20 protein-coding genes are annotated in these 25,374 nt (G+C 52.7%); 16 read left to right on the top strand and 4 right to left on the bottom strand.

Annotated elements, in window-relative coordinates:
* Positions 1-127: 127 nt before the first annotated feature.
* The 5 genes from HYD27_RS03435 (at position 128) to HYD27_RS03455 (ending at position 5,674) form a co-directional block, all read left to right on the top strand.
* Complete coding sequence (locus HYD27_RS03435) at positions 128-1,627, top strand: serine/threonine protein kinase (RefSeq protein ID WP_219211520.1); 1,500 nt, start codon at positions 128-130, stop codon at positions 1,625-1,627.
* 149 nt (positions 1,628-1,776) lie between these two features.
* Positions 1,777-3,330 carry an ABC-F family ATP-binding cassette domain-containing protein gene (locus HYD27_RS03440; protein ID WP_219211522.1) on the top strand — a complete coding sequence of 518 codons (1,554 nt, stop codon included), beginning with the start codon at positions 1,777-1,779 and terminating at the stop codon, positions 3,328-3,330.
* 67 nt (positions 3,331-3,397) lie between these two features.
* Positions 3,398-4,468 (top strand): ThiF family adenylyltransferase, encoded by a 1,071-nt coding sequence (locus HYD27_RS03445; RefSeq protein ID WP_219211523.1) that lies wholly within the window; start codon positions 3,398-3,400, stop codon positions 4,466-4,468.
* 17 nt (positions 4,469-4,485) lie between these two features.
* Positions 4,486-4,788 (top strand): Dabb family protein, encoded by a 303-nt coding sequence (locus HYD27_RS03450; protein ID WP_219211525.1) that lies wholly within the window; start codon positions 4,486-4,488, stop codon positions 4,786-4,788.
* Between the two features lie 124 nt (positions 4,789-4,912).
* Positions 4,913-5,674, top strand: a complete 762-nt coding sequence (locus HYD27_RS03455) for a winged helix-turn-helix domain-containing protein (RefSeq protein ID WP_219211533.1) — start codon at positions 4,913-4,915, stop codon at positions 5,672-5,674.
* Between the two features lie 54 nt (positions 5,675-5,728).
* On the opposite strand, the gene HYD27_RS03460 is transcribed toward HYD27_RS03455, so the two are convergent.
* Both HYD27_RS03460 and HYD27_RS03465 read right to left on the bottom strand, forming a co-directional pair.
* Positions 5,729-6,235, bottom strand: coding sequence for a C40 family peptidase (locus tag HYD27_RS03460; protein WP_219211535.1), 507 nt, complete (start codon positions 6,233-6,235; stop codon positions 5,729-5,731).
* A gap of 276 nt (positions 6,236-6,511) precedes the next feature.
* Positions 6,512-7,153, bottom strand: a complete 642-nt coding sequence (locus tag HYD27_RS03465; RefSeq protein ID WP_219211536.1) for a thiamine diphosphokinase — start codon at positions 7,151-7,153, stop codon at positions 6,512-6,514.
* A 154-nt stretch (positions 7,154-7,307) separates the two neighbouring features.
* On the opposite strand from HYD27_RS03465, the gene HYD27_RS03470 reads away from it, so the two are divergent.
* A complete protein-coding gene (locus HYD27_RS03470; RefSeq protein ID WP_219211945.1) occupies positions 7,308-7,772 on the top strand; it encodes a low molecular weight protein-tyrosine-phosphatase in 465 nt (154 codons plus the stop codon).
* A 156-nt stretch (positions 7,773-7,928) separates the two neighbouring features.
* Here HYD27_RS03470 and HYD27_RS03475 read toward each other — a convergent pair whose 3' ends face one another.
* Positions 7,929-8,660 carry an alpha/beta hydrolase gene (locus HYD27_RS03475; RefSeq protein ID WP_219211537.1) on the bottom strand — a complete coding sequence of 244 codons (732 nt, stop codon included), beginning with the start codon at positions 8,658-8,660 and terminating at the stop codon, positions 7,929-7,931.
* A gap of 265 nt (positions 8,661-8,925) precedes the next feature.
* Here HYD27_RS03475 and pdhA point away from each other — a divergent pair, with 265 nt between their 5' ends.
* From pdhA to HYD27_RS03525, 10 genes are all read left to right on the top strand, one after another.
* Positions 8,926-9,993 (top strand): pyruvate dehydrogenase (acetyl-transferring) E1 component subunit alpha, encoded by a 1,068-nt coding sequence (gene pdhA, locus HYD27_RS03480; RefSeq protein ID WP_219211947.1) that lies wholly within the window; start codon positions 8,926-8,928, stop codon positions 9,991-9,993.
* Positions 9,994-10,008: 15 nt separating this feature from the next.
* Positions 10,009-10,986, top strand: coding sequence for an alpha-ketoacid dehydrogenase subunit beta (locus HYD27_RS03485; protein WP_219211538.1), 978 nt, complete (start codon positions 10,009-10,011; stop codon positions 10,984-10,986).
* Positions 10,987-11,085: 99 nt separating this feature from the next.
* Complete coding sequence (locus HYD27_RS03490; RefSeq protein ID WP_219211539.1) at positions 11,086-12,408, top strand: dihydrolipoamide acetyltransferase family protein; 1,323 nt, start codon at positions 11,086-11,088, stop codon at positions 12,406-12,408.
* Positions 12,409-12,411: 3 nt separating this feature from the next.
* Positions 12,412-13,824, top strand: coding sequence for a dihydrolipoyl dehydrogenase (gene lpdA / locus HYD27_RS03495; protein ID WP_219211543.1), 1,413 nt, complete (start codon positions 12,412-12,414; stop codon positions 13,822-13,824).
* 273 nt (positions 13,825-14,097) lie between these two features.
* Complete coding sequence (gene adhE, locus HYD27_RS03500; protein ID WP_304623637.1) at positions 14,098-16,716, top strand: bifunctional acetaldehyde-CoA/alcohol dehydrogenase; 2,619 nt, start codon at positions 14,098-14,100, stop codon at positions 16,714-16,716.
* A 214-nt stretch (positions 16,717-16,930) separates the two neighbouring features.
* Positions 16,931-17,725 carry a thymidylate synthase gene (thyA, locus tag HYD27_RS03505; protein ID WP_219211545.1) on the top strand — a complete coding sequence of 265 codons (795 nt, stop codon included), beginning with the start codon at positions 16,931-16,933 and terminating at the stop codon, positions 17,723-17,725.
* A 46-nt stretch (positions 17,726-17,771) separates the two neighbouring features.
* Positions 17,772-18,263 (top strand): dihydrofolate reductase, encoded by a 492-nt coding sequence (locus HYD27_RS03510; RefSeq protein ID WP_309242009.1) that lies wholly within the window; start codon positions 17,772-17,774, stop codon positions 18,261-18,263.
* Between the two features lie 235 nt (positions 18,264-18,498).
* Entirely contained in the window at positions 18,499-19,986 is a 1,488-nt protein-coding gene (locus HYD27_RS03515) for a glutamate synthase subunit beta (protein WP_219211546.1), read from the top strand.
* Between the two features lie 345 nt (positions 19,987-20,331).
* Complete coding sequence (locus HYD27_RS03520) at positions 20,332-22,038, top strand: proline--tRNA ligase (protein WP_219211547.1); 1,707 nt, start codon at positions 20,332-20,334, stop codon at positions 22,036-22,038.
* A 105-nt stretch (positions 22,039-22,143) separates the two neighbouring features.
* Positions 22,144-24,441, top strand: coding sequence for a type IA DNA topoisomerase (locus HYD27_RS03525; protein WP_219211548.1), 2,298 nt, complete (start codon positions 22,144-22,146; stop codon positions 24,439-24,441).
* Positions 24,442-24,580: 139 nt separating this feature from the next.
* Here the strand turns inward: HYD27_RS03525 and HYD27_RS03530 are convergent, their stop codons facing one another.
* A complete protein-coding gene (locus HYD27_RS03530; RefSeq protein WP_219211551.1) occupies positions 24,581-25,315 on the bottom strand; it encodes a DsbA family protein in 735 nt (244 codons plus the stop codon).
* Positions 25,316-25,374 lie beyond the last annotated feature (59 nt).

Below are 25,374 nucleotides of genomic sequence, written 5' to 3' on the forward strand. Positions count from 1 at the left end.
GGATCGTTCACCCAAAGGGAAAGCATCCCGTTGTCCGCGCAGCCGGCTTTATGCCGTTTTCATGCGCTGATAACGGAGGCTTTCCCTATTTTATTGACCAGATAACGAGGAACTGGAGGAGATAACCGTGATTTTTGAATCTAGGCTGAAGGCCGGAGAAGTACTCGGGAACAGATACAGAATTGCCGGAATGATCGGAACAGGGGGCATGAGCCATGTTTTTCTCGCAGAGGATTTGCGCCTGCCGGGAAAACGCTGGGCCGTAAAGGAGAGTATCAGCAAAGAAGGCGGACACGGGGATTTCCGGGCGGAGGCCGGGCTGCTGATCTCCCTAAGCCATCCGCTGCTGCCGCGGGTGGTCGATTTCTTTCCGCCGGACCGGGAAGGCTACTGTTATCTTGTAATGGATTATATCGAGGGAGTGACGTTAAGCGAGCACCTCATGTCCAATCCCGGGCCGCTGCCCGCAATACACATTATCCGGTATGCGAAGCAGCTGCTTAAGGTGCTGGAGTATTTGCATGGTCACCATCCGCCGATTGTTCACCGGGATATGAAGCCCGGAAATATTATGCTGACAGGCCCTGATGAGCTGATGCTGATTGATTTTGGCATTGCGCGCAGGCTGGGCAAGGACGACACCGAGAAGCTGGGGACGGCCGGCTTTGCGGCTCCAGAGCAGTATGGGCGAGGACCAAGCGGGCCTGCCGCGGATTTGTACGGATTGGGGGCACTGCTGCTGTACATGGCTACCGGAGGCCAATTCAGCCGCTGGCAGCCGGGGCTGGAGGGAAAGCTGCGCCTCCAATTGCCGGACTCTCTAATCCCGGTAATCCGGCGCCTGCTGCGCCAGCATCCCGAAGAGAGATATCCCGGCGCGGAAGCTGTTCTTGCTGCTCTGGAGCCGATCGAAGCCGAAGCAGGGAAGGCGACCGGGAAAAGAATTCTGCGCAGCAAGCCTGCACCCGTCCGCCCGCAACAGGCAGCCCATGTGGTCGCTCTCCTTGGTGTAGCGCCCGGCCTGGGCACAACGCATACCTCTTTGGCGGCAAGCAGCTGCCTGTCCAGATTCGGTACTGCCGCCTGGGTAGATTTCAACCCGGCTTCGACAGTGTATGAACGAATTGGGAATATGCTGGAAATTCCGGAGGAAGGCGGAAGGCACGAGGGTGCCGCTGCGCCCTTGGTATGGAAGGGGGTGCACTTCTATAAAAGGCCGCCGGGGGGCGATATCAGCTCTTTGCTCAGCGGCGCGTACAGCTTCGTGGTCCTCGATTTGGGCACAGCAGACTATGAGGGGGCGCTTGAGGAATTTGCGGCGAGCGCAATACCGCTGCTCGTGGCTTCAGGTGCGGATTGGCGCCTGGAGGAAACACTGCGCTGGCTGGCCGGCAGCGGGAGGACTCCCCAGCCGCATTGGCGGATCTGCCTGCCGCTTTCCGCCCGGTCTGCTGCCGGCCTGCTGGAATCCGCTTTGGGAGGCATGAAGGTACACGGCTTGCCGTACCAGCCGGACCCTTTTCAGCATAAAGGCCGGCTGGGTGAGACACTTGAACGTCTGCTCAAAGAGCAATGTCCGGGACGCATATTTACGAAACGCGGTGGAATATTTCAGAAAAAACCATGATCTTTCTGATTTATTTGGCCGATAAAGCTTTTTCCGGGCAAACTCCTGTTTCAGTGTGGCGCTTACATGTGCTAGAATAAATCGTTGCATGTTGGTTTGAAGGAATATGGGCCTCATTTAAAATATAGACAGGAGCTTACGGAGAATTTATGAGTTTACTTACTGTAGAAGACGTTTCCCACAACTTTGGAGATCGGCAGCTGTTCAAGAATGTATCGTTCCGGCTGCTTGCCGGTGAGCATGTTGGACTGGTAGGGGCGAATGGCGTCGGGAAGTCGACTCTGATGAATATTTTGACCGGCAAACTGCTTAAGGACAGCGGCAAGGTGGAGTGGACGCCTAAGGTCCGCTACGGCTATCTCGACCAGCATACGATGCTTACTCCCGGCAAAACCGTGCGCGATGTCCTGAAGGATGCCTTCCTGCCGCTGCTTGAGCTGGAGATGGAAATGATGGCCATCACTGAGAAAATGGGTGAGGCAGCTCCTGGTGAGCTTGAGGTGCTGCTGGAGCAGATGGGCGAAATCCAGGAACAGCTGGATATCGGCGATTTCTATCTGATCGATGTGAAGGTAGAGGAGATGGGCAACGGCCTGGGTCTGTCGGCAATCGGCCTGGACCGTGATGTGGCATCATTAAGCGGGGGCCAGCGCACGAAGGTTCTGCTGGCGAAGCTGCTGCTGGAGAAGCCCAATGTTCTGCTGATCGATGAGCCCACCAACTATCTGGATGTGGAGCATATCGACTGGCTGACGGGCTATCTGAAGCAATATCCGTATGCGTTCATTCTGATTTCCCATGATAGCGAATTTATGAATAAAGTCGTGGATGTCGTGTATCATCTGGAATTTGCCAGGCTGACCCGTTATACGGCCAACTATGAGAAGTTCCTCCACATGGCCGACATGAACAAGAATCAGCATATTGAAGCCTATGAGAAGCAGCGGGAATTTATCAAAAAGCAGGAAGACTTCATTCAGCGCAATAAGGCGCGGTATTCCACTTCCGGCCGGGCAAAGAGCCGCGAGAAGCAGCTTGACCGCCTGGAGCGGATTGACCGTCCGGAGGAAGCTGCCAAGCCGGCGTTCTCCTTCAAGGAGAGCCGGGCCAGCGGCAAGACGGTATTTGAAGGCATTGACTTCGAAATCGGCTACGGACGCCCGCTGCTGCCCAAGCTGAATGTGACGATTGAACGCGGTGAGAAGATTGCCATTGTCGGCTGCAACGGGGTGGGTAAATCCACACTGCTGAAGACGATTCTGGGCGTGATTCCTGCCTACAGCGGCACAACATATCTCGGCGATTTCCTTAATTCCGCATACTTCCAGCAGGAGGTTAAGGCGGCAAATCTTACGCCGATTGATGACGTATGGAATGAGTTCTCCAGTCTCAGCCAGCATGAGGTGCGTGCCCATCTGGCCCGCTGCGGCCTGAAGAATGAGCATATTACCCGTCCGCTGAACATGCTGAGCGGAGGCGAACAGGCCAAGGTGCGCCTGTGCAAGCTGATGATGCGCGAGAGCAATTGGCTCCTGTTCGATGAACCTACGAACCACTTGGATGCAGTTGCCAAGGCAGAATTAAAACGGGCACTGCAGGAGTACAAAGGTACGATTCTGCTTGTTTCCCACGAACCGGATTTTTATGAGGATTGGGTTACCAAGATTTGGAATGTTGAGCAGTGGTCGGCGCAATCAGTATAAGCTGAAGCTGGAGGCGAACAGCCCGGGCGGCTTCTCTCCGGCTTTTAAATATATGGGGGGCCTTGTTATGAGCCATACGGAACAGGAAAAAGATATTGCCGAACAGGAGCGCGGGCGGGACGGCCGCTATTCGCGACAGGTACGGTTCACTCCCTTTGGTGCGGAGGGGCAGGCGGGGCTTGCCCGCTCGGCCGTGCTGATCATCGGAGCGGGCGCTCTGGGTACAGGAATTGCCGAGACACTGGCCCGCTGCGGAGTAGGGCGGATTGTTCTGGCGGACCGCGACTATGTGGAGTGGAGCAATCTGCAGCGCCAGCAGCTGTATACGGAAGAGGATGCCCGGCAGCGCATCCCCAAAGCGGCAGCAGCCAAGGCGAGGCTTGAGCAGATCAACTCGGAAATTACGATTGAGGCCCAGGTGCTGGATGTGCGCGCCGAGGAGCTGGAGAGCCTGCTTCAAGGTGTGGATCTGATTATGGATGGAACGGATAATTTCGACATCCGGCTGATCATCAATGATATGGCTCAAAAGCACGGCATTCCCTGGATTTACGGCGCTTGTGTCGGAAGCTATGGCATAACCTACACGATCCTGCCGGGAGAAACGCCATGCCTGAACTGTCTCCTGGGTGCGGTGCCGCTTGGCGGCGATACCTGTGACACGGCCGGCATCCTTCCGCAGGCAGTACAGCTGGTTACGGCCAACGGCACAGCGGAGGCGCTGAAGCTGCTTGGCGGACACCGTGAGCAGCTTCGGAACAAGCTGCTGTCGTTCGATGTATGGCGCAACGAACATCAGGAGATCGGCGTCAAGGCCGCGAAAAAGGATAGCTGTCCTTCCTGCGGCTGTCATCCGGTTTATCCTTATCTGACTGCGGCGAACACCGAACGCAGCGATGTGCTGTGCGGCAGGGATACGGTGCAGATCCGGCCGGCGCTCCGCCAAAAGCTGAATCTGAAGGACACGGCAGCCCGCCTTGCAAGCCTCGGCAGCGGTACGGTTGAGAGCAATCCTTATCTGGTGTCCTTTACCGAGGAGCCGTACCGGCTGGTCATTTTTGGGGATGGACGGGCTTTGATTCATGGAACCAGTGATATTGCTGCCGCGCGCAGCTTTTATCACCGGTATTTCGGATAGCGAGGGGGAATATTGAAATGCGAAACGGTGCAATCAGACATATGGCGATCTTTACTTTGAAGCATCCGCAAGGCTCACCGGAAACAGAGAGCTTTCTTAAAGACGGAGAGAAGATTCTCAGTGCCATACCGGTAGTGGCTGGCTTTGAGGTGCTGCGCCAGGTAAGTGCCAAATGCGAGTTTAGTTACGGCTTCTCTATGGAGTTTGAGAACCGGGAAGCCTATGATACCTACAACGCGCATCCCGATCATCAGCGGTTTGTCCGGGAACGCTGGGAAACCGAGGTTCTAAACTTTCATGAAATCGACTTTATGAAATAAAATCGCACAATATTCAGGACAAAGAGGCCATTCCGGAGAATGGTCTCTTTGCTTTGCGGGAAATCTAAGGATCATCTGCAGCAGTGCTGCTGCAAGGCTGATATGATGCGGGGGATAACAGTGAATGAGAAATGAGACCATTGCCTGGTTTGTGCCCGCGCAGCCCGCCGATGTCCGTGTCGGCCCGGAAGAGGGGCGCGAGAGGGAGGAACGCTTGAATCTGGCAGAGGCGCTGCAGGAGATGGGCCTGCAAACAGCAATGAGCGAAGATCTCGAGGATCTTCGCTCATTGCTGTCCAGAGTGGAACCCGTACTGCTGCTCACAGAACTGAATAGGGCGGCAGAGTGGGCCGGATGGGGTATAATTTCGGATCTGAGGGAGCGGGGGAGTGTTCTTCCTGTAATGGTTATTTCAAATGGAGCGTTTGGCGAGGAGGCGGTAGCGGTTTTTAAGGCAGGTGGCAACGAGTATATGGTGAAGCCTGTACATATCGGTGAGTTCAAATGCAGAGTCGATAATTTATTGAGACTTACAGGCCGCCGCCGCGGCCTTTCGTCCCGGCTGAAGGTGGATGGTCTGATCCTTGATCCAACCCGCCGGCTGGTAAGCCGGGATGGCATAGAGCTGAAAATGACGCCCAAAGAGTTTGACCTGCTCTATTATCTGGCTGAAAATCTGGGGGACGTCTGTCCCCGTGATGAAATTCTGAAGCAGGTTTGGGGCTATCATTTTCATGCAGACACCAATGTGGTTGATGTGTATATCAGACATCTCCGCTTAAAAGTGGACAAAGGCCACAAGAATAAGCTGATTCATACGGTGCGTGGAACCGGATATGTACTGCGGGCGCCGGAAGGGGCGCCGCATGCTGACACCATACTCTGAACAAAGCCAACCAATTTTTGTTTTTTGCAAATGAATGGGATTAGTCCAGTGCTGTTACAGTACGCGGCGTGCTTTCAGATAGGTTTTTTTCCAATTGCCGGAGTTCAAGTCGGAGATGGTTACACCGGGTGAACCGTAAGTGTGAAGAATTTTGCCATTTCCGGCGTAGACGGCTACATGGGTCACATTAGAGCCCGTAGCTCTGCTGCCGCTGGAGAAGAACACCAAGTCGCCCACCTTCAGGTTCGCTTTGGATACGGAGGTGCCTACTTTGGATTGTGCCACAGAGGTACGGGGCAGATCTATGCCGTATTTAGCAAAAATGAATTTTGTGAACGAGGAGCAGTCAAAGGATTTGGAGGAAGAAGCGGAAGCGCCGAACTCGTAACGCACACCCAAATATTTTTTCCCGAAGTTCACAATGCTTTGACCTGTCTCGGAGGACACAGTTGCGGCAGCAACGGGTGCTGTGCCGGCTCCTGTTGCCATGAGGGTGCCCAGGCCAATCGTGGTGCACATGCCCACTACAATTGCTTGTTTGAACCATTGGTGTTTCTTCATTTTGTATTACCTCCCAATTAATATCTGAATCTCTATTCTCTTGCCTGTTCGTAGTATAGCAGGTTATGAATCACCTAAATTTTGGAGCAGAGGCGTCAAATCCAGGCCGGGCAAGAGATGGAAGCGTTTTATTAAAATCTCATTAAAAGTTACAAAATATTAATATTTAGGTGACGCGCGCAAAGAAAAAAGCCGGAAACCCTTGTGCGGCAAGAGGTTTACCGGCTTTACACTTTTGAAACAAAAGTTACAGTGATGTCTCCAAATCCATATGTATCAGTCCTTGCTTTGGATAATCAGAAGCAGTCCGCTCTCTATGGAGACGGTGCCGCGGTCAGCAGTCAGCATGTTGCTTACTCCAAGAGATTGCCCCAGCTTCAGTGTGGCGCCTGTCAGCGGATATTGAAAGCCTTCAATCGTAATTCCGGTGACCTCCGGTGTCAATGGAAGCAGGGAGACATAAGTGTAACCCATTCCATGGATCTCAGTCTGGGAGCCGGTCAGGGTGATATAGTTGTGCGAATCCATCACCGAGCAGCGTACTTGGCGCTGCAGTGCTCTTGTCATCATTTGAATACTGGCGAGGGTATGGTCGATCCTTGTTCCCGTCACACCCAGGAGCAGAATCGATTCCGGCTGGGTGCCCAGTGCGAGATCCAGCGCCATTTCACTGTCAGTTAAATCCTTGTTTACGGGATCACAGGCAATGGTGTTTTTACTTCCCGCTTCGATTTGCCGGAGGGCTTCCGGAGTGACGGAATCGAAATCGCCTACAGCGATATCCGGCATAACCCCGTGCGAAATGAGAAATAAAGCTCCCCGGTCAGCCCCGATTACAAAATCCTCTTCATCTAATAGAGATAAATACTCCGCCGACAGATCTCCTCCGGCAAAGATAACAACCCGTTTGGTTGGCATGGGGCAACCTCCTTATTAGTGACGGCATAGTTAGTTTTCCTGACCAAGTATAATGCAGATCGAAAAGTTGTACAATTGTCCCTGACCGCGCTAAAATAAATAAAGTACGTTAATGTACAGAATTATAAGTAAAACTATGCTGGAGGTGAGAAGAATCGTTAACGTGCTGTTTGTATGTCTGGGTAATATTTGCCGTTCGCCGATGGCGGAGGCTGTTCTTCGCCACAAGATTCTTGAGCGGGGGCTGACGGAACAGGTTGCTGTCGATTCTGCAGGCACCGGAGACTGGCATGTGGGCAAAGGGCCGCATGAAGGAACCCGGCGTATTCTGGATGCGCAAGGCATCAGCTATGAGCACATGAAGGCGCGTCTTGTAAGCAGCGGCGATTTCAAGGCATTTGATTATATCCTCTGCATGGACCAGTCCAATGGCGAGAATGTGCGGAGGGTTCCGGGCGGAGAGAATGCAAAGCTGTTGTTCTTCATGGATTTATTGCCCGAGGAGGAGCTGAGGGAAGTGCCGGACCCTTATTTTACCGGTAATTTCGAGCAGGTTTACACCCTGATCAACGCGGGCTGTGATGTGCTGCTGAACCGGATTATCAAGGAAAAGCTCTAACGTCTCATGCCTGTAAAAGGCCTCTGCGGGCTGGGTTGCCGTCCTTGTATATTAAGGACGGGCACCTTAGGAGCCCATCCTATAATGAAAGCGTAAACACTTAAACATGATACATATGTTCGCAGGATGTTCACTTTTTTGTCTTTCAAAGCTGTTTTATTTGTTTAAGAAATAGAGTAGCGATTCTGGAAGCTCCTTTTGCCAGAATCCCCAGAGATGGCGGCCGTCCTTCTCGCGGTAGGAAACGGTAGCCCCACGTGACTCCAGCAATGCCCTGGTCTCCCGGTTCATCTGAACGAAATCGTAGACACCGGTATCGGTCTTATACTCGGTCTCCTGCAGTCCCACCACCATGTTGATGTCCAGCCAGGAAAGGTCCTCTTCCTGGGCGAGGATTTCGCGTGTCTGCGGATAATAAGCGCCGGAAAGACTAAGCACGCGACTGAAGAGGGCGGGATAGGCCAGCGCGAGATGCAAGGATACGCTGCCGCCCAGTGAATCGCCGGCGATGATCCGTTCTTCCGGCGTACGGAGAACCGGATAATTATGTTCAATGTAGGGAATAATCTCTTCGGCGAAGCATGAAAGGTACTGCTTGAAGCGGCTGCCGAAGGGAGCGTACTCCTGTGTCCGCACAGCCGCATTTACTTCGACTCCAACAATAATGAACGGTTCGATATCCTGCTCCAGAATCAGCTGTCCGGCAAGGGTGGCAATCCGGCCGAAGTTGAAGAATTCTTCCCCGTCCTGGCAGTAGACCACAGGGTAGCTAAGCACCTCATTGTAACCGGGAGGGAGATAAATACGGAGCTTGCGCTCTTCCTTGAGATGCTCGCTCCATAAGGTTTGTTTCACAATTGTACGTTTCAGAAAAACAGGTTCACTCATAGCTGAATCGTCACCTTTCTTGTCGAATTTTGCATTAGCCTCGGGGTTGCGTTAAAATTACCCAAGCGGTAGATGTGTTAAATATCATTTACTTGCCAAATAATCGTCTATCTGTTATAGGAAAATAAACTACCTGTTATACATACAAAATTTATGGAAACATAAATTTTATGCGTATTTCTTTGACGAAACAGATAAAACAGGTGTATAATAATTCTATAACAGAGGACACTGATATTCAAATTTTTTTATTGAGGTGAAGATGATGACTAAAGTTCCTTACGAAGTGTACACAGAGGATGTGGAGGCCCTTTCGGTGCTTTCCCCCGATGGAGAAGTTATCAATAAGGATAAGATGCCAGACCTTACTGACGATCAGCTGAAAGAAATTATGTATCGTATGGTATTTACCCGGACCTGGGATGACCGTGCCGTCAACCTGGGCCGCCAAGGCCGCCTGGGTTTCTATGCGCCGGTATCCGGCCAGGAAGCTACAATGGTAGGCAGTGAGTTCGCTCTGCAGAAAGAAGATTTTGTATGCCCGGGCTACCGTGATATTCCACAGCTGGTGTGGCACGGACTTCCATTATACCAGGCTTTCCTATATTCGCGCGGCCATCAGCATGGCGGACAGATTCCCGAGGGTGTAAATGTGCTGATGCCCCAGATCATTATCGGTGCGCAAATCCTGCATGCCACAGGCATCGCAATGGGCTTCCAGCTGAAGAAGCAGCAGAATGTCGCAATTACCTACACCGGTGACGGCGGCTCTTCCGAAGGCGACTTTTACGAAGGCATGAACTTTGCAGGCCGCTTCAAGCTGCCGGTGATCTTCTTCGTACAGAATAACGGCTATGCCATTACAACACCGTTTGCGAAGCAGACGGCTTCCAAATCAATCGCCCACAAAGCGGTTGCCGCAGGTATTCCCGGCGTCAAGATCGACGGCATGGACGTTTTTGCAGTCATTTCTGCGGTGCAGGAGGCTGCCGAGCGCGCCCGCAAAGGCGAAGGTGCTACGCTGATTGAAGCTGTAACCTATCGTTTCCGTCCGCATTCCCTTTCCGATGACGCCAGCAAATACCGTTCCAAGGAAGAAGAAGGCCAGTGGAACGAGAAGGACCCGATTGCCCGTCTTGCCAAGTACTTGGAGAAGAAGGGCCTGTGGACCGAAGAGGACACGCTGCGTGTCAGAGAAGAAGCGAAGGCAACTGTAAATGAACAGATCAAAAAAGCAGAGCAGACCGAAAAAATGACCATTCCCGGCTTGATCGACAGCATGTACGAGGTAACTCCGAAGCATCTGGAAGAACAAAAAGCCGATTTTGAATAAGGGGGATATCAGGCAATGGCACAAATGAATATGAAAGAAGCAATCCGTGACGCAATGCGCGTTGAACTGAACCGTGACCCGGGCGTTCTGATCTTCGGGGAAGACGTTGGTAATGTGGGGGGCGTTTTCCGTGTAACGGAAGGCCTGCAGAAGGAATTTGGCGAGGAACGCGTATTTGATACCCCGCTGGCTGAATCCGCAATCGGCGGGCTGGCTTTTGGTCTGGGTGTACAGGGCTTCCGTCCAATCGCTGAAATCCAGTTCGTCGGCTTTATCTTTGAAGCGCTTGATCAAATCGTCGTTCAGGCTGCACGCCTGCGCTGGCGTTCCGGGGGCAGATTCAATGCTCCTGTAGTGTTCCGCACACCATTTGGCGGCGGCGTCAAAGCTGCCGAGCTTCATACAGACTCCTTGGAAGGGCTGATTGCCCAAAGTCCGGGGATCAAGGTTGTCATTCCTTCCAATCCATACGATGCCAAGGGACTGCTGATCGCCTCGATCCGTGACAATGACCCTGTCTTCTTCATGGAGCACTTGAACCTCTATCATGCATTCCGCGCGGAAGTGCCGGAAGGTGAATATACCGTTGAGCTGGGCAAGGCAAACGTGGTCCGTGAAGGCTCTGACGTCTCGATCATTACTTACGGTCTGATGGTACATACTGCTACCAAAGCGGCCGATCAGCTTGAGAAGGACGGCATCAAGGCCGAAATTATCGACCTGCGTACGGTTAGCCCGATCGACATCGACACCATTGTCGCTTCCGTCAAGAAGACGAACCGCGCCATTGTGGTTCAGGAAGCGCAGAAGAGTTCCGGTGTGGCCGCAGAGGTTATTGCACAAATTAACGAAAAAGCAATTCTCCATCTCGAAGCTCCTGTGCTTCGTGTTGCGGGTCCTGATACCATCTATCCTTTTGCGCAAATCGAGGATTCATGGATTCCTACCCCTGCACGCGTAATTGCAGCAGTAAAGAAAGTTATGGAATTCTAAAACCTATTCATTATCCTCGGGCCAGTGCTCCCGGAACAGTTACTGTTTGCTGCTGTTTCTGGAAGCACATGCATACAAAATTTTTAGGAGGTTTTCAAGGTGGCTAAATTTGAATACCGGTTCCCTGAGCTGGGCGAAGGTCTGCATGAAGGCGAAATTATCAAAATGCATATCAAAGCCGGCGACAAAGTGACCGATGACGATATTGTTATGGAAGTTCAGAACGACAAGGCGGTAGTTGAGGTGCCTTGTCCGGTTAACGGCACGGTGCTGGAAGTCTTCACAAAAGACGGACAGGTCTGCCGGGTGGGCGAAGTTGTGGCAATTATCGATGCGGAAGGCGACGTTCCTGAACAAGAGCCTGCGCCTGAAGCTCATGGTTCCCAGGAAGCGGATGCGGCCAAGGGAAGCGCAGATACAACTTCTTCGCCTGCAGCTTCAAGCCCTGCAGATGCGAAAGAAGGCGGAGCGGCGCCTGAGGCAGTTCCGGCTCCTGACCGTGACGTGCTGGCTACTCCAAGCGTACGCAAATTTGCCCGTGACCAGAGCGTGGACATTTCCAAGGTGAACGGAACCGGCAAAAACGGCAAAATCACGCATGAAGATGTTGAAGCCTTCCTGAGCGGAGGCTCTGCGGCGGCGGCGCCTGCGGCAGCCGAAGCAGCTCCTAAGGCAGAAGCAAAAGCAGCCGCACCGGCAGCGGCTTCCGGCAACGTCAGCTTGGAAGAAGAACGCGTACCGTTCAAAGGTATCCGCAAGGCGATTGCCAACGCAATGGTTAAATCGGCTTATACTGCGCCTCATGTCACCATTATGGACGAAGTGGACGTTACTGAGCTGGTGGCGTTCCGTGCCCGCATGAAGCCGGTGGCCGAGAAGAAGGGCGTGAAGGTTACTTATCTTCCGTTTATCGTCAAAGCATTGGTTGCGGCTTCCCGTCAATTCCCTGCGCTTAATGCCATGATTGACGAAGAAACCAATGAAATTGTCTACAAAAAATACTACAACATCGGTATTGCCACAGATACGGACAACGGTCTGATCGTCCCTGTCATCAAAGACGCTGACCGCAAGAGCATCTGGATGATTGCAAGCAGCATCAGCGACCTGGCTCTGCGCGGACGCGACGGCAAGCTGGCTTCGAACGAAATGAAGGGCAGCACGATTTCCATCAGCAACATCGGTTCCGCCGGGGGCATGTTCTTCACTCCGATCATCAACTTCCCTGAAGTGGCGATCCTCGGTACCGGGCGCATCACCGAGAAGCCGGTTGTGAAGAACGGTGAAATCGTGGCAGCTCCGGTAATGGCTCTGTCCCTGAGCTTTGACCACCGCATCATCGATGGCGCAACAGCGCAGAACTTTATGAACTATATCAAAACACTGCTTGCCAATCCTGATATGTTAGTTATGGAGGTGTAATAAATGGTAGTCGGAGACGCTTCAATCGAAATTGACACATTGGTAATTGGTGCAGGTCCCGGCGGGTATGTGGCAGCAATTCGTGCCGCCCAGCTCGGCCAAAAGGTCCTGATCGTGGATAAATCGGAACTCGGCGGCGTGTGCCTGAACCGCGGCTGTATTCCTTCCAAAGCGCTGATCTCTGCAGCCCATCAATATGAGGCGGCACAGCACGGCGAAGTTTTCGGAGTTACCGCCGAGAACGTCAAAGTGGACTGGGCCAAAACACAGGAGTTCAAAAACGGCGTGGTCAAAAGAATGACTACCGGCGTAACCAGTTTGATGAAGGGCAACAAGATCGAAGTATTCAGCGGTGAAGCCATGTTCATCAGCACAAACGAAGCCCGTTTGTTCAACGAGCACGAATCCCCGCGCTACAAGTTCAATAACTGCATTATCGCTACGGGTTCGCGCCCGATTGAACTGAAGCCCTTCCCGTTCGGCGGGCGCATTCTGTCCTCGACTGAAGCGCTTGATCTGCCGGAAATTCCGAAGAGCATGATCGTAATCGGCGGCGGCTACATCGGTGCTGAGCTTGGTCAGATGTACTCCAAATTTGGTACTAAAGTTACAATTATTGAAGGTCTGGACACCGTTCTGCCCGGCTTTGATAAGGACATGACCCGTCTGGTTGCCAAGAATATGGCAAAGACCGGCATCGAGATCGTAACCAATGCCAAAGCTGAGAGTGCGGTTCAGAACGACAAGGAAGTTACCGTGAAATATTCTGTCGGCGGAGAGTCCAAGGAAGTTACTGCGGATTACCTGCTGGTTACGGTTGGCCGTCGTCCGAACACGGACGGCGAGCTGGGTCTGGATCTGATCGGTGTTGAGCTGGACGACCGCGGACTGATCAAGGTTGACCACCAGGGCCGCACCAGCGTTCCCAACATTTTTGCGATTGGTGATATTGTTCCTGGTCTGGCTCTGGCCCACAAAGCCTCCTATGAAGGCAAAATTGCCGCAGAAGCCATCTCGGGACACAAATCCGTCGTGGACTACAAGGTGATTCCGGCTGTCGTGTTCACAGATCCTGAATGCTCCAGTGTAGGCCTGACCGAGAAGGAAGCCAAGGACAAAGGCTATACTGTGAAGAGCGGCAAATTCCCGTTCGCCGGCAACGGCCGCGCAGTTTCCTTGAACAGTCCTGAAGGCTTCATCAAGATTGTAGCCAACAGCGATAACAATCTGGTGCTCGGCGCGCAAATCGTGGGGATTGAAGCATCCAACCTGATCGCCGAGCTGGGGCTGGCGATTGAAATGGGCGCAACGCTCGAAGATATCGCACTGACGATCCACGCGCATCCAACTCTTGGCGAAATCGTCATGGAAGCTGCAGAACTGGTAGAAGGCCATCCGATTCACGTAATGAAATAATTAAATACGTAATGATCCGCAATATAGGGCGGGAACGCATCTGCGTTCCCGCCTTTCTTTTTAAATATAAGAAATTAAATGTCCGGAATGATAGCACCTCCCGTTTCCAATATTGATTTACCTCTAAAAATAATTTATGTGAAAAAAATCACATAATTTCGTCAATAATTGTTCATGAAAGCGCTTTAATAAATCATTTTTTTGTTTTTTTTTCATGCTATGATAAAAGAGTAAATTGATTCCATAATCCAATGCTTAAAGGGGGAATTCGAATTGGCCGTTAAAAATGAGGCGATTCAAATGAAGAAACCTACAGCGGAAGAGTACACACAAACTTTGATTGACAAGGCGAAGAAGGCTTACCAGGAATTCATGGCTCTTGATCAGGAACAGATAGACCGTATTGTTCAAGCGATGGCGTTGGCAGGGCTGGATAAGCATATGTATCTTTCAAAGCTGGCTGTTGAGGAAACAAAGCGGGGGGTATACGAAGATAAAATTATTAAAAACATTTTTGCAACTGAATACATCCATAATTACATCAAAAATGATAAAACTGTAGGGGTTATAGAAGATAACCAATACGACAGCTTCCAGAAAATTGCCGAACCGGTTGGAATTATTATGGGCATAACGCCCGTCACCAACCCAACCTCCACCACGCTTTTCAAATCGCTGATTTCGATCAAGACCCGCAACCCGATTATTTTCGGTTTTCACCCTTCAGCGCAGAAATGCAGCAGTGAAGCAGCGAGAATTGTGGCTGAAGCAGCTGTCAAGGCGGGAGCGCCGGCGAACTGCATACAGTGGATTGAAGATCCGTCGATGGACAAAACAAATGCACTGATGAACCATCCCGATGTTGCGCTTATTCTGGCGACCGGAGGCTCGGCAATGGTTAAAGCGGCGTACAGCTGCGGCAAGCCTGCGCTTGGCGTTGGCCCTGGCAACGTTCCCTGCTTTATTGAGAAGAGCGCCAATCTCGATCAGGCAATTACTGATCTAGTTCTCTCCAAAACCTTTGACAATGGCATGATCTGCGCCTCCGAGCAGGCGGTGATAATAGAGGAACCGATCTATGAGCAGGCGAAAAAACGCTTGATCAAACATGGCTGCTACTTTGTAAACAACGAGGAAGCCGCCAAATTGACATCAGGTGCTATGAATGTTGAGAAATGTGCCGTCAATCCCGCAATCGTCGGTCAATCCGCAGTGAAGATTGCTGAAATGTGCGGGATACAGGTACCGGCCGGAACAAAAATTCTGATTGCCGAAGTTGAGGGTGTAGGGACTAAATATCCGCTGTCCGCAGAGAAATTAAGCCCTGTTCTGGCTTGCTACAAGGTGAAAAATGCCGCTCAGGGAATTGAACTCGCTGCAAAGATCGTCGAGTTTGGCGGTATGGGCCACAGCTCCGTTATTCACTCCAACAATGACTCAGTCATCCGCAATTTTGCCGACCGGCTGCAAACCGGCCGCATTATCGTCAATTCTCCTTCAAGCCAGGGGGCTATCGGAGATATTTACAATACCAATCTTCCTTCACTCACTCTGGGCTGCGGCTCCTATGGACGCAACTCGACCTCCTCCAACGTTTCTGCAGTAAACCTTATTAATGTCAAAAGAGTAGCGCATCGTACAGTGAATATGCAATGGTTCAAGGTTCCGGCAAAGGTGTATTTTGAAAAAGGATCGACTCAGTACCTTGCTGTTATGCCGGACATCAGCCGGGTGGCTATTGTCACCGACCCCATGATGGTCAAACTGGGCTACGTTGAAAGGGTGGAGCATTATCTTCGCCAGCGCAATCGTCCGGTAGCGATTAAAGTATTCTCGGAGGTTGAGCCTGATCCGTCCACAACCACGGTTGACAAAGGCACTTCAATGATGAATGAGTTTAAGCCGGACTGCATCATTGCCCTGGGCGGCGGTTCGCCGATGGATGCGGCCAAAGCGATGTGGCTGTTCTATGAATATCCGGATACGGACTTCAATGACTTGAAGCAAAAGTTTCTGGATATCCGCAAACGGACCTACAAATATCCGAGTCTGGGACTGAAAGCAAAGTTTGTAGCCATTCCGACAACTTCGGGTACTGGATCGGAAGTTACGCCGTTCGCTGTAATCACGGACAAAACTACGGGTAACAATACAAAATATCCACTTGCTGATTATGAACTGACGCCTGATGTCGCCATTATTGATCCGGAATTTGTATACAGTCTGCCAAAGTCCGCTGTAGCGGACACAGGCATGGATGTGTTGACCCATGGCATTGAAGCCTACGTTTCGGTTATGGCAAGCGACTATTCGGATGGGCTGGCCATCAAGGCCATTCAATTGGTATTCCAGAATATTGAGAAGTCTGCTCTTGAAGGCGACAGGGTTGCCCGTGAGAAAATGCACAATGCTTCCACGCTTGCGGGAATGGCTTTTGCCAATGCGTTCCTGGGCATCAACCACAGCCTTGCACATAAATGGGGCGGACAGTATCACACCGCACACGGCCGCACCAACGCCATTTTAATGCCCCATGTCATTCGCTACAATGCAAAGGCTCCTACTAAATTTGCATCGTTTCCGAAGTACAGCCATTTTGTAGCCGACCAGCGTTACGCGGAAATTGCCCGTATATTGGGATTGCCTGCGAGTACAACCGAGGAAGGCGTAACAAGCCTGATTAATGCGATCCGCGGGTTAAACAAAAAACTGGGCATCGAAGAATCCTTTCAGCAATTGGGCTTTGATGCTGCGGACTTCGAATCCCGTGTGGATTATTTGGCTGACCGCGCCTTTGAAGATCAGTGTACAACGGCCAATCCCAAGCTGCCGCTGGTCACGGAACTGGCGGATGTTTACCGCAATGCATTCTACGGAAAATTTGAAAACTGAGCCTTGGAAGGCATAAATTCACAGGCAGGCTATGGATAAAAACGCAGACTGGCGGTTCCCCGATCACGGGGAACCGCCGTTTTGCTGTCAGCAACGGCAATTCCCCGCAATCCATTCGCCGAAGGGCATATGCTTCAGGAGTTTGGGAAGTTACAAGGCCATCATGTTCATGGTAAACTGATAGCATAAATTAAAGAAATGTGGGGGATGAACGTTGCGAAATTATTTAGAGCTACTTCAGGATATCCTGGACCATGGCGCCTCAAAAAGCGACCGGACAGGAACCGGGACATTATCCGTTTTTGGACGTCAGCTCCGGTTCGATCTGGCTGAAGGCTTCCCGCTGGTAACCACCAAGCGCATCCATCTGAAATCGGTTGTCCATGAGCTTCTCTGGTTTCTGAAGGGGGACACGAATATTTCCTATCTGAAGGAGCATGGAGTCTCGATCTGGGATGAATGGGCTGACGACAAGGGTGAGCTTGGACCGGTGTACGGCTCGCAATGGCGTGCCTGGGAGAGCGCGGATGGACGCCATATCGACCAGATCGCCGCCGTCATTGAATCGATCAAGAACAACCCTGATTCCCGCCGCCATATTGTAAGCGCATGGAATGTGGGGGAAATAGAACAGATGAAGCTGCCGCCCTGCCATTTTGTCTTTCAGTTCTATGTGGCAAACGGCAAGCTGTCCTGCATGCTGACGATGCGCTCGGTGGATACGTTCTTGGGATTGCCGTTTAACATTGCCAGCTATGCGCTTCTGACGCATATGGTTGCCCAGCAGACCGGGCTGGAGGTGGGAGAGTTCATCTGGTCAGGGGGAGATGTGCACATTTATACAAATCACCTGGAACAGGTGGCCACCCAGCTGGCCAGAGAGCCATATGCATTGCCGAAGCTTGTGATCCGCAGGCTCCCGGAGAGCATATTTGACTATACCTTTGAGGATTTCGAGTTTGCCGGTTATGTCCATCATCCGGGGATCAAAGCTCCGGTTGCCATATAGCCCTTTCCGTGAAGGGCGCAGATCCTAAGTAAAGGAGGAGATACCTGTGAGCATTAGCATGATTTGGGCCATGGCCGCAAATAATGTAATCGGCAAGGATAATGATATGCCCTGGCATCTGCCGCGCGATTTTGACTATTTCAAATCCCAGACGCTCGGGAAGAGGATGCTGATGGGGCGCAAGACCTGGGAATCCCTTGGCAGCAAGCCGTTAAAAGGCAGGACAAGCATCGTTTTGACACGGGATCGCAGCTTTGCTCCGGAGGGGGCCGAAGTTGTGCATTCGTTGGAGGAAGCACTGGCTGCAGGCAGTAAGGGGGATGAGCTGATGGTTATTGGCGGTGCGGAGATCTACAAGATGATGCTGCCGTATGCCGGCAAGCTGATGGTAACCCGGATTGAACAAGACATTGAAGGAGATACAAAGTTTCCTGAGGTCAACTGGGGCGAGTGGAGAGAAATTTCCAGCATTCAAGGCATCCGCGATGAAAAGAATCCGTATGATTACCGATTCTTCGTTTACGAACGTTCGGTTTGAAGAAAAAGCGCTTTCTCTGACACAACATGTGAAATAGTACAAATAATCAGCAAATTAGTCCATTACAGTGCGAAAGTAATGGATGCTACTATAATTATTAAAATTAGAAATGCTAAACGTTTAGGTAATATAGAATGTGCAGGTACTTTATTGCGCTGAAAAACATAGGGATGCCGCAATATGCTACAATGTACTATACATCACCAAGAAGAGATCGGATGGGGGAATCGTAAATATGTCTACACCTACTGGATTTATGGAGTATAAGCGCCAGCTCCCAGGTGATCGTGATCCTGAGCAGCGTGTTAAGGACTGGGAAGAGTTCCACCAGCATCTGACCGAGGACGAGCTTCGGACCCAGGGCGCGCGCTGCATGGATTGCGGAACACCCTACTGCCATACCGGCATTGATATGAGCGGCGGCACCTCGGGTTGTCCGGTCCACAATCTGATTCCGGAATGGAACAATCTGGTGTACCGTGGATTGTGGAAGGAAGCGCTGGAGCGGCTGCACAAGACGAACAATTTTCCCGAATTCACCGGCAGCATCTGTCCTGCGCCATGTGAAGGCTCCTGTACCGTCGGCCTGATCGGACAGCCGGTTACGATCAAGACCATTGAGCTGGCGATAATCGATAAAGGCTTCGAGGAAGGCTGGGTCGTGCCGAATCCTCCTGGGAAGCGTACAGGTAAAACGGTTGCCATCGTAGGCTCCGGACCCGCCGGGCTCGCCGCTGCGGCACAGCTTAACAAAGCCGGGCATACCGTAACGGTATTCGAGCGCAGCGACCGTATTGGAGGGCTGCTGACCTATGGCATTCCAACGATGAAGCTGGACAAACGGGTGGTTCAGCGCCGGGTGGATCTGCTGGCTGCCGAAGGAGTGAACTTTGTGGTGAACACAGAGATCGGCAAGGATATCCCCGCCCAGCAGCTGGTCGATGAATATGACGCAGTGGTGCTGTGCGGCGGCGCGACCAAGGCCCGCCGTTTCAATGTGGAGGGCAGCGAGCTGAAGGGCGTCATGTACGCGATGGATTACCTGAACGCAACAATCAAAAGCTATCTCAATTCGAATCTGGAAGATGGGAACTATGTGTCTGCTGCCGGCAAGGATGTGATTGTGCTTGGCGGCGGCGATACCGGCTCCGACTGTGTAGCCACCTCGCTGCGTCATGGCTGCAGCAGCATCACCCAGTTCGGCACGCATGAAAAGGCTCCGCTGACGCGTGATCCGATCGCTAACCCTTGGCCGCAATTTCCGAATGTCTACACCCTGGATTATGCACAGCAGGAAGCCAAGGCGGTATTCGGTGACGATCCGCGTGAATTCTCCATCATGACCACCAAGTTCGTCGGTGACGAAGAAGGCAATCTCAAGGAGCTTCACACCGTGCAAATCCGCCGGATGGTTGATGAAACCGGCCGCAAGATTTATCAGCCGGTGCCGGGCACTGAGGCGGTATATCCCGCTCAGCTCGCGCTGATTGCCATTGGCTTCGATGGGCCGGAACAGGATATTATCGAAGAGCTGCAGCTTGAGACGGACCGCCGCAGCAATGTAAAGGCCCGTTATGGCAAGTTCAATACAAATGTTGACAAAGTATTCGCTGCCGGTGATATGCGCCGGGGCCAGAGTCTTGTGGTATGGGCAATTAATGAAGGACGCGAAGCCGCCCGTGAAGTGGATAAATATCTGATGGGCTCAACGGTATTGGTATAAGAATTGTACTTGACGCGAACCCTGAGAATCGGCTAAAGTTAGAAGCATTCTTCATAGCAAAAAGCGATTTTGACCAAGGATTTATGCTATCCAGAGCCGTCGGAACAGAGAAGGGATTCACCGGCTGAAAGGTCCCTCAGAACGGAATTAGCATATCCTGCCTTGGAAGCTGCAGCACCATGCTGCCGGAATCGGCCGTTATCCGAATTGAGGACTGCCAGGCTTGTCCCGGCGGTTGAACCAGGGTGGTAACACGACACATTCGTCCCTGACGGATGTGTCTTTTTTGCGTTAACATCAGGGACTGGAAATTCACTTTATTCACAGAAAGAGAGGCTGATTAGCATGCGTCAAAGTAATTTGTTGGGAACAACCCTTCGGGAAGCGCCTGCGGAAGCGGAAACCATAAATCACCAGCTGCTGCTGCGTGCCGGATATATCCGCCAGCTGGCGGCTGGAATTTATACTTATCTGCCCCTGGGGCGCCGGGTGCTGCGCAAGCTTGAGAATATCGTGCGTGAGGAAATGGATGCTGCCGGTGCGCAGGAGATACTGATGCCTTCCATGCAGCCCGCAGAGCTCTGGAAGGAATCGGAGCGGTACGGCATTTACGGTAAAGAGTTAATGAAGCTGAGCGACCGTCACGAACGTGAATTTGTGCTGGGGCCGACACATGAAGAGGTGGTTACATCCCTTATACGGGGCGAAATCAGCTCTTACCGGAAGCTGCCGGTTACCGTCTACCAGATTCAGACTAAATTCCGCGATGAACGCCGTCCCCGTTCCGGGTTGATGCGCGGCAGAGAGTTCTTGATGAAGGATGCATATTCCTTTGACACCGGCTGGGAAGGGCTGGATGAGACGTATGCAAGGATGCATGAGGCGTACCGGCAGATTTTTGAACGCTGCGGCCTGGCCTACCGTGCGGTGCAGGCGGATGCGGGCGCCATAGGGGCAGAAGGGGAAACCCGCGAATTCATGGCCCTGTCGGGGATTGGTGAGGATACGGTTGCTGTATGCTCTGTCTGCGGCTATGCCGCCAATCTGGAGCTGGCCGAGGTTTACGCCGGGGAGGACGCTGTGCGGGATATCAGTAATCTGCCTGCCGCAGAGAAGTTCCACACTCCCGGTATCCGCACAATTGCCCAATTGGAGCAGGAGCTGCACATTGCACCGGAGCAGGTGATCAAAACGCTGATCTATGAAGGCGGCGGCAAAACCTTTGCTGTACTCGTTCGCGGGGATCATGAGGTTAATGAAGTCAAGGTGCGGAACTATATCGGTGCCAGCGGGATTGCTCTGGCCGGTTATGAGGCCGTGCAGGCCCAGGCAGGAGTCGGGAGCGGTTATGTTGGACCGGTCGGACTGTCGCTAGCTGTGCTGGCGGACAGGGCAGTCGCGGCAATGACGCAAGGGATAACCGGAGCCGGAGAACGGGATTACCACCTGAGCGGCGTGGTTCCCGGCCGGGATTTCAGCCTTGCGCATGTGGCGGATTTCCGCACAGCGGCGGAAGGGGAGACCTGCCCTTCTTGCGGGCAAGGTGTGCTGCATTTTCACCAGGGGATTGAAATCGGACACATCTTCAAGCTGGGAACGAAATACAGCGAGAAGCTGGGCGCCTCATTTCTGGATGCCGCGGGCCGGAGCAAGCCGATCATTATGGGCTGCTACGGCATCGGGATTTCGCGGCTGCTGGCTGCGGTGGCTGAGCAGCATTACGATGAACAGGGGCTTATCTGGCCGGCCGCGCTGGCGCCCTACAAGGTGCACATCCTGCTGATGTCAACCAAGGATGAGGTGCAGAAGGCTGCGGCTGAAGCGCTGTATGAGCAGCTGGCCAAGCTGGGGATCGAGGTCTTGCTGGACGACCGGGATGAACGGGCGGGAGTAAAGTTCAAGGATTCCAGTCTGCTGGGCATACCGGTGGCCATTGTCGTCGGCAAGGCTGCGGCATTGCATCAGGTTGAATATGTAGACCGGAGATGCAGCAGCAAGGAGGTTATCGGCATTGCTGAAGCGGTATCCCGTGCCGCTTCCGGACAGAGTTAACGGCTTCGTAAAGATTCCGGCGGATACGTTAAAAAGTGGCCGAGTTAATGTTATAATAGAATACTGGACGTAATTTGGAAGAATGAGGCTAAGGAGCGAATCTTTTTGAAGACACTTATTATTGCGGAAAAACCGGATATGGGGCGGAATATCGCCGCCGCAATAGAACCGAAGGCCAAAAACTACCGTTCTTATCTGGAAGGCGAGCAGTATATCATTACTTGGGCCATCGGGCATTTGATTGGCTTGGCCGAGCCGGAAGCGTATGATTCGAAGTATAAGAAATGGAATATTAACGATCTGCCGATTATTCCGGAAGAATTCAAGCTGGTGCCGAATGCGCGCACCCTCGACCAGCTGAAGGTAATTGGCGAACTGGCGAAGCGCAGCGACCTGCTGGTGAATTCCTGCGATGCCGGGCGCGAGGGACAGCATATCTTTTCGCTGATTCAGCGGCATCTGAAGCTTAGCCAGCCGGTGAAGCGGCTGTGGATCTCCGACTTGACCCCGGAAACGATCCGCAAGGGATTTCAGGAGCTGAAGGACGGATCAGAGTACGAGAATCTCACCAAGGCAGCCAAAGCACGCAGTGAGGCGGATTGGCTGATCGGTATGAACGGCTCGCGCGCTTTTACCACCAAGCATAATGTGCTGCTGTCGGTTGGCCGGGTGCAGACGCCGGTGCTTGCACTGATCTATGACCGGCAGAAGACCATCGAGGCCTTTTCCTCGCTGAAGTTTTTTGAAGTCGAGGGACATTTTGCCCAGCGTGATATGACCTACAAAGGCATGTGGCAGGGAGAACGGATGACCGATGGCGCCAAGGCTGAAGCAATTGCTGCCAAGGTCAAGGGCAAGCCGGCTCGGATTGCGTCCTACGAGGTCAAGGAAACGAAGGAATATCCGAACAAGCTGTATGACCTGACGCTGCTGCAGCGTGAGGCCAACGGCAAGCATGCTTTTTCGGCCAAAAAAACGCTTGATCTCGCCCAGGCGCTCTACGAAAAGCATAAGGTGATTTCCTATCCGCGGACGAATTCCAACTATGTCACCGAACAGAACATTCCGGAAATGCACAAATCGCTCTCTGCGCTGCAGGGAACGGCCTATGACGAGTGGGTGAAGGGTGCAAACCGGAATCTGGTGCACAAGGGGAATAAATTCATCTGCAACCCCTCCAAGGTCGAGGACCACCATGCCATACTGCCGACGAACCGCAGGGCATCCGGCCTTAGCGCCGATGAGGCCAAGCTCTACGATCTGATCGTCCGCCGTTTCCTCTCGCAGTTCTATCCGGCTGCCGAGTATAAGGTGCATACCGTGATTACGGAAGCAGAAGGCGAAAGCTTCAAAACTACGGTCAAAGAGCTGCTGAGCCTGGGCTGGAAGGTCATCTACGGCGATCAGAAAAAGGACAGGGCGAAGCCTTCCAGGGGCAAAGGCAAGGAGGACGAGGAGGACGAGGAGATTGAGGTGAGCGAGCCTTTCTCTACAGATCCGAATGCCGGAGTGCATTGCAGCGATGCCATTGTCAAAGAGAAGGACACCCAGCCGCCGAAGCACTATACCGAGGGAACCCTGCTGAAAGCGATGGAGAGTGCAGGCAAGCAGATTGAAGATGAAGAGCTGCGCGACGCCATGAAGGATTCCGGACTGGGCACGCCGGCTACCCGGGCAGCTACCATTGAACGGCTTAAGAATGTCGGCTATGTGGAAATGCAGGGCAAAAAAATCTCCATCACCCAGAAGGGCCGCACGGCGGTTGAGCTGATCCGGGGCGCGGGTGTTGAACTGCTGACCTCCCCGGAAATGACCGGACAGTGGGAGCGCCGGCTGAATGAAATTGCCAGAGGTACGGCTGCAGACAGCCAGTTCATGGCGAATGTGAAACGTTTTGCTTCCATGATTGTGGACAAGGTCCGGGTGCAGTCCCGTGCGGATAAAGCCTCCTTTGAAGGGGAGACGCCTTCGGTCCGCACCGGAGCCGGGAGCCGGAGCGCTGCCGCCGGCCCCCGCAAAGCTTCCGGCAAGCCGGCGGCAGCGCGCAAGCGCAGCGGGGAATCCGTAAGCGGCGCTTCCGCAGCGCCTTCACGGGGCAGGCAGGCGGCTGCAGAAGGCGCTGCGGACGCCGGACCCAGAATTATCGGAGCCTGCCCGCGTCCGGGCTGCGGCGGAAGGATTTTTATGGGACGCAAGGGCTATGGCTGCTCCCATTACAAGGAAGGCTGCAAGTTCGTGATCTGGAAGGAAACGCATGGACGGAAGCTTACCGATGCCCAAGTGAAGGCACTGATTGAGAAGGGGCGGACCGGCAAGCTGAAGCTTACTGCGGAGGACGGCTCCCCCCTGGAGGGGAAGCTGGTGCTGAACAACATGGATACCGGACAGCTGGTTATCGAGTAAGCTCGGCGAAGAGCCTGCAGACCGCCCGGCTAACCTTAAGACATGCAAGAAGAGGATGCGCTCCGGCCCTATGATTCATGGCTGCTGCGCATCCTCTTTATTGGTTTTTATGCTGGAATTATTGATTAACCGCAGGCCTTTATCTGGCTTCAGCCAGCCCGGATTCGATCGCAGCGGCCAGACCCTCGTAGGAAGAGTCAGGGAGCAGCACGCCGTCAACCATAAACTTGGGTGTGCCGTTCACACCATAGGAGCCGGCGATTTTGAAGTCTTCCTTAACGTCATACATATAGGTCTGATTCTTAAGATCCTGCTCGAACTTGGTGTAATCGATGCCGCTAATGTTGTCTTTCACAAATTTCAGGATGAATTTCTGGGTCGCCCAAATCTTGCTCTCGTCGCCTTGGTTCTCATATAGTTTATGCACATACTCCCAGAACTTCTCATTGCTCTGGTTGTAGATGGCTTCCCCGGCGCTGGCGGCAAGATAGGAATCCCGGTCGAGAAAGGCGAAATTCATGAAATAGAACTGTACTTTGCCGGTATCCACGTAGTCCTTGATGAAGGTGTCCATATAAGCTGCGGTCCATTTCTTGCAGGCGGGGCATTTGAAATCGGCGAATTCGATGACCTTCACCTTGGCCTCTTCGCTGCCCAGACGCGGCTGCTTCTCGTACTTCAGTCCGTCAACAACGATGGTACCCTTCACATCCGTGTAGTTCGGCAGATTGGCGAGCTCGGCAGCTTCACTGCTCTTGTCCTTTGTAGTGATGAAGATCAGAATCCCGGCCAGCAGAATGACCACGACCCCAAGCAGCATCGGCAATAATCGTCTGTTGTTCGCTGAGGGCTTTGGGTTTGCTTTTTTGTTCATTGCTAACCTCCTGCGTGATATGAAAATCTACTCGAATAGTATAATCACACCAGCAGCAG

It is taken from the genome of Paenibacillus sp. S150 (genome assembly GCF_019352175.1).
Taxonomy (GTDB): domain Bacteria; phylum Bacillota; class Bacilli; order Paenibacillales; family Paenibacillaceae; genus Paenibacillus_AQ.